Source organism: Veillonella parvula (assembly GCF_036456085.1).
Classification (GTDB): domain Bacteria; phylum Bacillota; class Negativicutes; order Veillonellales; family Veillonellaceae; genus Veillonella; species Veillonella parvula_E.
Genome location: NZ_CP138632.1, coordinates 1,455,212 through 1,464,520, shown reverse-complemented (window position 1 = coordinate 1,464,520; position 9,309 = coordinate 1,455,212). Strand labels below are relative to the sequence as shown.

Here is a 9,309-nt window from a genome sequence, read left to right as displayed (position 1 = left end):
AGCTTTATAAAGATTTCTTTAGTTTTGTTGACTCTAATATACCTATATAATTTTTCGTGTTTTTTGACTTAGAAAGGCGGTGTATGTAATGCATGATGTCATATCATTACTTATAAATCGCTATGATTTTTTCCTCCAGCTATTATGGGAGCATATAGAAATTTCAGTATTAGCTTCTGTTATTGCTACCATCATCGGTGGCTTATTGGGTGTGTTTATATACGAATATAAACGGCTAGCTGCGCCAGTTATGGTAGTGGTTAATTTCCTATATACAATTCCATCTATATCGATGTTAGGCCTTTTGTTGTACGTATCAGGTGTTGGTAATACGACGGCTATCATTGCATTGGTTATATATGCTTTATTACCGATGGTACGAAATACATTTACTGGTCTTAACCAGATTGATCAAGCCATGTGTGAAGCGGGGATTGCATTAGGGCTCACGCGGATTCAACGTTTGTGGAATATAGAGATTCCTTTGGCTATGCCGACGATTATGGCTGGTATACGGACTATGCTCGTTATGACCATTGCCTTGACAGGTATTGCATCCTTTATTGGTGCTGGTGGTTTAGGTGTGGCGATTTATAGGGGCATTACAACGAATCAAAGTGCTTTGACGATTGCCGGTAGTCTACTGATTGCACTATTAGCCATTACTGTTGATGCGCTCTTTTCTCTAGGTGAAAGAGTAACGCGTATTAGCCCTCATATGAAGCGTTATACGATTATATTTGTTTCGATTATGACGCTAATTGCAATGGGTATAGGTGGCTGGGCTATGTATTGCCGTCATGTGAAGACCGATGTTATTCATATTGCAACGAAACCTATGACGGAACAGCTTGTTTTAGGGAATGTTTTAAAAGAATTAATCGAGAAGAAGACTGATTTAACCGTAGAGGTTACAGAAGGTGTAGGTGGTGGTACATCAAATATTCAACCAGCTATGCTTTCCGGCCAATTTGATATATATCCTGAATATACTGGTACAGCTTGGTCTGCTGTGCTGAAACGTACGGATGCTTATGATGAAAGCCTATTTAATGAGCTTTCACAGGCCTATAAAGAAAAATATAATTTTGAGTGGGTGGGCATGTACGGCTTTAATAATACCTATGGCATAGGAGTGCGTAATGAGATTGCTCAGACCTATGGTGTAAAAACGTATTCCGATCTTGCTCGTATAGCACCATCCCTAACATTAGGCGGGGAATATGATTTCTTTGGTCGTGAGGATGGCTATGCTGGATTGCAACGCGTATATGGTATGAGCTTTAAAGCTACTAAAGATATGGATATAGGGCTAAAATATACGGCTATTAGTCGTGGTGAGGTGGATGCAATGCCGATATTCACGACTGATGGTCAATTAAGTATTGCACCGATTACGGTGTTACAAGATGATAAACATTTATATCCATCCTATATGGCTGGTAATGTCGTACGTAGCGAAGTGTTGATTGCTCATCCTGAACTGCGGCCTGTATTAGAAAGTTTAAATCATACGATTACAGATCAAGAGATGGCGAAGATGAATTACGCCGTTGAAACGGAACATCAACTGCCAGCTGATGTAGCACATAAATTCCTGGTAGAACGAAATTTGATATAAGGTGAATATAGTTAGAACTAAAGTAAATAAAATTTGATATATATTGAATATGATTTTGTATTGACATTTAATCTCCTTTGATGTAATATAAACATATGAACAGATATTCATATAAATAAAAATATCTGATGAATAATGTTTAGGAACATATATAACAAGATATGAAACAAGATATGTCTAATAAGTATTAGAAATAGACAATAAATTAACTTATAATACAGGATAGAAGCTTTCACTATTATCAAAGGAGATATCATGGAAGAAACATTGTTATTGAAGGATTTGAACTGTCCGAACTGCGCAGCAAAAATTGAAGATCGTATCCGTAAAATGGATGTGGTAGAGACTGCCAATTTCACACTTGCTACACATCAATTAAAATTAACCGGCTCTTGGGAAGACCGCGAAGCTCTTAAACGTGATATTCAAGAGATTTGTGATGCCATCGAAGAAGGCGTTACAGTAGCAGATTATGAACGTAAATCTAAAGCGGCTATGGATGATCATGGTCCTGACCAGGATCGTGGTAGTGATGCTGTAACAATTGCAGTCATCGTAGCAGGCTTGTTATTCATGCTTTATGAAGTTTTGTCATCCTTTGTCCCATCCATCAGCTTGCCAGAGAGTATTGAGACTCCAATTTACTATGTTGCGTATATTCTTCTTGCGTTCCCAGTATTGCGCATCGCAGGTCGTAATATCCTAAAAGGTGAAGTATTTGATGAAAACTTCTTGATGTCTATCGCTACATTGGGTGCTATTGCTATCGATGCATTACCTGAGGCCGTAGGTGTTATCTTGTTCTACCGTATTGGTGAGTTCTTCGAAGAAAAAGCAACTGATCGTAGTCGTACAGAAATCATGAACGCTGTCGATATGCGTCCTCAAGAGGTGCGGGTTGTAGATACAGACTGCGGTGGTGAAATCGTAGTTATGGCTCCTGAAAAGGTTGAAGTAGGCTGGACTATCGAAGTTCGTCCTGGCGATTTAATTCCTCTAGACGGCACAGTGCTTGAAGGTGAAACACGCGTTAATACAGCGCCTGTAACAGGTGAACCTGTACCTGTTCGCGCCGTACCTGGCACTCAACTTATGTCTGGTTGTATCAACGAATCTGGTCGCATTACAATGCGTGTAGATAAGGTTCTTGAAGAATCCATGGTTACTAAAATTCTTGATGCCGTGGAAAATGCAGCATCTTCTAAACCTAAAATCGACCGTTTCATTACGCGTTTTGCTCGCGTATACACACCAATCGTTGTAGCTCTTGCATTGGCTGTAGCTATCATTCCATCCCTTATTACTGGTGAATGGCATAAATGGATCTACACAGCCTTAACATTCCTCGTTATTTCTTGCCCATGTGCATTGGTGCTTAGCGTGCCACTTGCATTCTTCTCCGGTATCGGCAATGCGTCTAAACACGGTATCTTATTAAAAGGTGGTCGAGTTATCGAGGCGTTGGCTAATGTGAAAGCAGTAGCTCTTGATAAAACTGGTACTATCACATCTGGTGAGTTCAAAGTTCACAGCGTAGAAACTGTAGGCTCTCATGTAAGTTCCAGTCAATTGTTATCCATGGCGGCAGCTATCGAAGCCGTTTCTACACATCCAATCGCAACAAGCATCGTGTCTGAAGCAAAAGATCAAGGCCTTACAGTGGAACCTTCTGATTTCGTTCAAGAGTTAGCTGGTGAAGGTATGGTAGGTATGGCAGATGGTCAACAAGTACTTATTGGTAACCGTCGTCTTATGGAACGCTATAATGTGCAAGGCTATCCAACAGAAGCTGCTGAATATGGCACAGAAGTTCTTGTCGCAGAAGGTAATACATACTTAGGTCGTATCATCATCGCCGATGAAGCTCGCCCAGACTCTGCTGAAGCGATTGCTAATCTTAATGGTCAAGATATTAAAACTGTTATGCTTACAGGTGATGCTGAAGCAAGTGCAAATTACATTGCTAAAGAAACTGGCGTAAGTGCTGTACGTGCTCAGTTGTTGCCTCAAGATAAATTGTCTGTTGTACAAGATATTCGCTCTGAATATGGTCCAACTATGTTCGTAGGGGATGGCATCAACGATGCTCCAGTACTTGCAGGTGCTGATGTAGGTGGCGCGATGGGTAGTGGTGCTGATGCGGCTATCGAGGCGGCAGATGTTGTGTTCATGCGTCCATCTTTGACTGCTATTGCACATATCCTTGACTTGGCCAAAGCGACATTACGTGTAGCATGGCAAAACGTAGTGTTCGCTATTGCTGTTAAAATCCTTATCATGGCGCTTGGCCTCATGGGCTATGCATCCATGTGGTGGGCGGTATTTGGTGATACTGGCGTATCCATTCTTTGTATTTTGAACTCTATTCGTATCTTACGCCGTTAATTTGGTGAAAGTAATCTTATAGATTAATGCAGAAATATAACAAATGACATGATTCTGATTTGACAGAGTAGGATAAAACAAATAACCTCTATATTAGCGATAAGCTAGTATAGAGGTTATTTTTATAAGCTTTAACCTAATGATATATTGCTGATTATTTGTTTGCATGCTTACTCACTGTAAGTTTTAGTGGTTTAATCTTTTGGTGGATTTTTAGTTTAGCAGCCTTATTAATCTATGTGCTCGCTAGATTTTTTGGTAGATTTGATAAAAGGATGTTTTGAGATGCTTTTAACATATACAATTGTGCATTGTTAATAGACATAAAGCGGTTTATGTATATACTACATAAACAAAACTTTCACAATTGAATTGAATAATAGCTATAAAATAGTATATAATTTATTAGATGATTACTATATGTTCGTTGGAAGGAGGGATAGCATGATCACGGTGTACAAACACATAGAAGAAGAGTTGGTTTCAGACTGCACTGTATCAGATGCCACAAAAGGTTCTTGGGTAAATTTGGTGAACCCAGACCCCGATGAGTTGTCCCTCATCAATATTTTGACGGAAATTCCAACGGACGTTTTAAAGACCGCTCTCGATATGGAAGAACGTTCTCACGTGGAATTAGAAGACAACTATATTTTCGTGGTTATCAACATTCCTGCGATTCGCGGTAATGATATGTACGATACGGTGCCACTTGGCATCTTTTTGACGCCTGACTTCTTCATTACTGTATGTCTTGAAGAATCCGAGGTGTTGTATCCGTTCATTTCAAACCAACTGTCTACATTCTATACATATAAAAAGACGCGGTTCTTGTTCCAAATCTTGTACCGTACAGCCACATTGTTTTTACGTTACTTACAACAAATTAACCGCCGTACCGACGATATTGAAGTTCAGTTGCGTCATACGACGAAGAATAAAGACTTCTTCCAACTATTGGAATTACAGAAATCCATGACATACTTTACCTCTGCGTTGCGTACGAATGGAACTGTTATGGAACGCCTATTGCGCTTGCGTGGTCACAGCACTTATAGACATTTGCTTAAAATGTATGAAGAGGATGAGGATCTTTTGGAAGACGTTATCATCGAGAATAAACAGGCCATCGAGATGGTTGAAATGTATTCTAATATCTTGATGAATATGATGAACGCCTTTACATCGATTATCTCAAATAACCTTAATATGGTGATGAAAATGTTGGCGGCCCTTACGATTACTTTGGCAGTGCCGACAATCATATTCAGTCTGTGGGGAACGAATGTGGCGTTGCCGTTCCAGGATGATCCGAATGGATTCTACGAAGTAGTAGGTATTTCCGTGGTGTGTTCTATCATTGCTATCATCGGCATGTGGAAAAAAGACCTATTCTAACATATATGACAAATAACTAATAGATTAGGGCAATACTAAATGTTAAATACAAATGAAAAAGCTGGCTGTAAGTCAGCTTTTTTGCTTGCTTATGTATTATATTATTGCTTATTTACGCATTACGTTGTTGCTTATTATTAGACCAATTTGATATAATAGTACCGTTATGGAGAGGTGTCCGAGTGGTTTAAGGAGCTGGTCTTGAAAACCAGTGACTCCGCAAGGGGCCGTGGGTTCGAATCCCACCCTCTCCGCCACCAATACATACAACTATCACAGATTATAACAAATTGTAACGAACTATAACGAACACAGTAAAAATAAAGGTTTATAATGGTATTGTGGAATTGAAATTATAACGAATTGTAACGGACTATAACAAAATTTTGCCACCATTTTGCCCCCAAAAGAATAAAATAATTTGCCCCCATTGCATGCAGTATGTAATGGGGGCATTTTTCTATTTATGACTAATAGCAGATCCAATTTTATTAATAGCGTTATTCAATTCTGATTTCATTTCATCAGTAACATGAGTATAAACTGCTAATGTAGTGCGTGGTTCATTGTGGCCAACACGTTCCATGATTGCTTTTAATGGTACATTGGCCTCTGCTAGAAATGAAATATGTGTATGTCTGAATGTGTGCGAACTAATCGGTTTGTGAAAATCAACTTTCTTTAATATTTTATTTACAAAATGCACATCAAATGGATAACCACCATCTGTTACAAAGATGTAATCAGTTTTTGCAAAACGAGGTTTCCATAATTGTTTTGATTTATTCATTGTAATAAAATGATTAATTATTTGTTTGGCTCTAGCATCTAAGGATACTTTTCTAATTGAATAGATATTTTTAGGCGATGATCTAATGGCCTCGCTTTTTAAACTACCATAAGAAGATAAAGAGGCATTTACATCAATTTCGGATTTTTTCTCATCATAATCTTGAACACGCAACGCTACCATTTCGCCAAATCGTAAACCTGTTAAGGATTGAAATTCACACAAGAGAGCAACAGTTGGATTGATAGCATCTAATTTATTAAGTAATAATTTTAGTTCTTTTTGGGTTAAGAATTTATCTCGTTGTCGTTGTACTTTCTCTACATTTAGTACAGGTTTTTGAAGTTCTAGATTATCGAAAAAAGAAATATCATGGATAAATTCCATACGCCGAGCATATTTGAAAGCCTGGCGAAGTAAACTAAAAATAGCTTTCGTATAGGAATAAGAGCGATTTAATAAAATAGAATCTAAAGCGTTTTGTAATGTATAAGTATTTATATTTCCTATAAGGATATCTGCAGGTATAATTTCTAAAATCTTGTTTTTATAGATCCTATAATTGCGTTGAGTGGCTGGCTTCCTAAATGATTGTCTAGACTCAAGATATTTAGTAAGCAATGTATCTAAAGTCATTTCCATAGCAGCATTAGTGTTAGTTGCCTTATTAATTAATGCTTGCAATTCAATCTGTGCAGCCTTATGTGCTTGTCTGCTATTTGTTGCATATGTAACAGATACACGTTTTATCTTACCACTATATGGGCAAGTATATCGCTCAAAAAATCTATAACGAGTCTTGCCTTCTTTTGTAGTTCGTGTTTCAACCCACATATAAATGTCTCCTAGGTTAAAAATGGTATAAAAATAAGAGCGATATCTTTCGATACCGCTCTCGCAAAAGTAATAAATACTTTTTCTCTGTAGCTGTATCTTATACTAAATTGTACCAATTGTCAATAAGTTTTATAAAAAGTTTAAATGTAGAATTAATAATATCGTTACGTGAATAGTCGTTATCTCGAAATAGTCGTGATTTGAATTCTTGTAATTCATAAGCAATATGGTTGTGTACACCAGGACTAGATACAATATTTATATGGGCATAAAAAGTAACTAAAATTTGGTAAAAGACAACACGATTTAAATGTTTTCTACGCACGGCTTTTGAAATACCAATGTTAGCTAGTGCATCTGTGACTTGTAGATTTGGTTTAAAGGTATGAGGAAGAGGAGCTCTAAGGTCGTTAATGATACAGTTATTATGTGCACAAGCATTCCTCAAATCTTTGACAGTTCTCATGAGATATAAACGAAAATTAAGTTCATTTTGGTTAGATGGATGGGAGCATTGTTTAGCACAGAATTCGTAAAAATGTAAGTATTGGCCAAAAGAGATAACTTCGATAAATACCCAGACAGGACAGTCAAATATATTATTTTCCATATATTTTTTATGTAGATTGCCACAATATGTACTACTTTTATTCTTTTTCAAATCTGATATAAGCCTTTTCTTATTTGATTTTGATAACTGATTTATGTAGTTTTGTATAACAGTATATCCGTCCTCGCCTGTTTCTTGTAGTATCTTTAATAGGTGAACTTTAGAAAAATGTTCAATGCTTAGAGCCATTTCTAGTAAAATTCGTCTTAGACGATTATCAATGATTGCTAAATCAACTAGATCCGAAAAATCAAGATTAGTATATTTTTTTAGATGGGGGTCCTTAATATAATTTTTGCGAAATGAACGAAGTTTAAAATAGTTATTATTATCTTCTAAGTAACTGATTGCTTTTGATTTTGAAATTTTATTAAATTGAATTCCTTTATCTTCACAATGTTTTACCTGTTGTTTGGGGGTTAAAAAAATCCTTCTAGACACAAAAATAACTCCTTTTCATTACAAGACATGATAATTTATGTAAAAATCATCATAATGATATTCAGCAATTATATCACAGTCCACTATTCTGTTAGCACAGAGTAGAGGGGATATTTTATTATTGCAATTTATAATTAATTAAGTATTGGCATTTATCAATGGCATCATTAAATGATGAAACACCTAGTTGATGCATAAGGTAGTTAGTTATTGGGGGAATAGGAAAATCATTTATAAAATACTTAAATACAGAATGTTGAATGATATGAACTAGCCTAGCATAATCTTCACCACGAAGAAAATATTTTAGAATTATTAATGCTAAGAATAAATTTCCTAATTGTGTTTGTGGAGTATAAGGAAATTTATTTTTAAAGTCTACAAGAAGTTGAATAGTACGTTTTGGTCGTGGGTATGATTGTTGGAAAAAGTTTTCACCGTGAGCACAATCATTTCTCATAAAATGGAGAATATGAATCATATTTCTAAGATGAGATGGGGTAGTGTGAAATTCAATAGCAATATTATTTTGGATTTTTAAAACTTCATATAGATTTTTAGTTTCTCCAAAGGTAAGCTTATTAATTAAAACCCATATAGGGATATGATGATGTGTATTGGTGTAGTGCTCAAATGGTGGATAAGATGAGTATTTACTAAGTATATTTGTTAATTGATGGATAACAATGAACCTTTTTTCTGTTCCCCTATTAGTTTTTAAGTTACCATTATAATTTATAGGGTCTAAATAGGGTTCTATATAATTAACTAGGCATGTATTATCAAATGGACCATATCTTTCCGCAAATTTATAAGCTATGGTTGTCTTTAATTTTTGTTCTGCTTGAATTAAGGCTAAATATAAAGTTGATTTTATATTTGAATCTATTTCGTGTAAGCTAGCAAGTTTGAAAAAATTAATATCCTTTATATATGAACCGTTTGAGTCTATGAATGATTTATTATATAGATTGACTATATTATAATAGCCATATTGTTTTAGAAATTCTGTTGCTAAATCTAATGGTGGTTCTTGATGAATTGTTAAAGAGCCATTATTTTTAGTAAGAATAGGAATACATTGGTTCTTTTGAAGCAATAGACCGTTTTGCTGCAAAATTTTTATTTGTTCGGAATAAGTTTTAAATGGTTTCATAGCAACAAAAAAAGCTGCGTACATTTCTGTACACAGCTTTTTTTCAGGTTGCAACTTATTTCTAAGTCTCC

The 9,309-nt window shown here is 35.9% G+C and carries 6 protein-coding genes and 1 tRNA gene; 4 read left to right on the top strand and 3 right to left on the bottom strand.

From position 1 onward, the window contains the following. Window positions 1-88: 88 nt before the first annotated feature. The 4 genes from PK1910_RS07070 to PK1910_RS07055 all read left to right on the top strand — a co-directional run bounded on the left by PK1910_RS07070 (window position 89) and on the right by PK1910_RS07055 (window position 5,661). The gene (locus PK1910_RS07070; protein WP_058948249.1) at window positions 89-1,621 is read left to right on the top strand and encodes an ABC transporter permease/substrate-binding protein; all 1,533 of its coding nucleotides are present in this window, start codon (window positions 89-91) and stop codon (window positions 1,619-1,621) included. Between the two features lie 255 nt (window positions 1,622-1,876). Further along, a complete protein-coding gene (locus tag PK1910_RS07065; protein ID WP_058948248.1) occupies window positions 1,877-4,006 on the top strand; it encodes a heavy metal translocating P-type ATPase in 2,130 nt (709 codons plus the stop codon). Between the two features lie 444 nt (window positions 4,007-4,450). Further along, window positions 4,451-5,404: a magnesium transporter CorA family protein gene (locus tag PK1910_RS07060; protein WP_004694714.1), complete on the top strand. Its 954-nt coding sequence runs from the start codon at window positions 4,451-4,453 to the stop codon at window positions 5,402-5,404. A 168-nt stretch (window positions 5,405-5,572) separates the two neighbouring features. Next, window positions 5,573-5,661, top strand: a tRNA-Ser gene (locus tag PK1910_RS07055). 203 nt (window positions 5,662-5,864) lie between these two features. Here the strand turns inward: PK1910_RS07055 and PK1910_RS07050 are convergent. From PK1910_RS07050 to PK1910_RS07040, 3 genes are all read right to left on the bottom strand, one after another. Further along, the gene (locus tag PK1910_RS07050) at window positions 5,865-7,028 is read right to left on the bottom strand and encodes a tyrosine-type recombinase/integrase (protein WP_058948247.1); all 1,164 of its coding nucleotides are present in this window, start codon (window positions 7,026-7,028) and stop codon (window positions 5,865-5,867) included. A gap of 100 nt (window positions 7,029-7,128) precedes the next feature. Next, a complete protein-coding gene (locus PK1910_RS07045; protein ID WP_058948246.1) occupies window positions 7,129-8,082 on the bottom strand; it encodes an Abi family protein in 954 nt (317 codons plus the stop codon). A gap of 118 nt (window positions 8,083-8,200) precedes the next feature. Further along, window positions 8,201-9,292: an Abi family protein gene (locus PK1910_RS07040; RefSeq protein ID WP_058948245.1), complete on the bottom strand. Its 1,092-nt coding sequence runs from the start codon at window positions 9,290-9,292 to the stop codon at window positions 8,201-8,203. Between the last annotated feature and the right edge of the window lie 17 nt (window positions 9,293-9,309).

Bases quoted from the DNA above. Each gene is read 5' to 3' on its own strand.
- PK1910_RS07060 (WP_004694714.1), top strand. From the start codon at position 4,451: ATGATCACGGTGTACAAACACATAGAAGAAGAGTTGGTTTCAGACTGC.
- PK1910_RS07050 (WP_058948247.1), bottom strand. From the start codon at position 7,028: ATGTGGGTTGAAACACGAACTACAAAAGAAGGCAAGACTCGTTATAGA.
- PK1910_RS07065 (WP_058948248.1), top strand. From the start codon at position 1,877: ATGGAAGAAACATTGTTATTGAAGGATTTGAACTGTCCGAACTGCGCA.
- PK1910_RS07070 (WP_058948249.1), top strand. From the start codon at position 89: ATGCATGATGTCATATCATTACTTATAAATCGCTATGATTTTTTCCTC.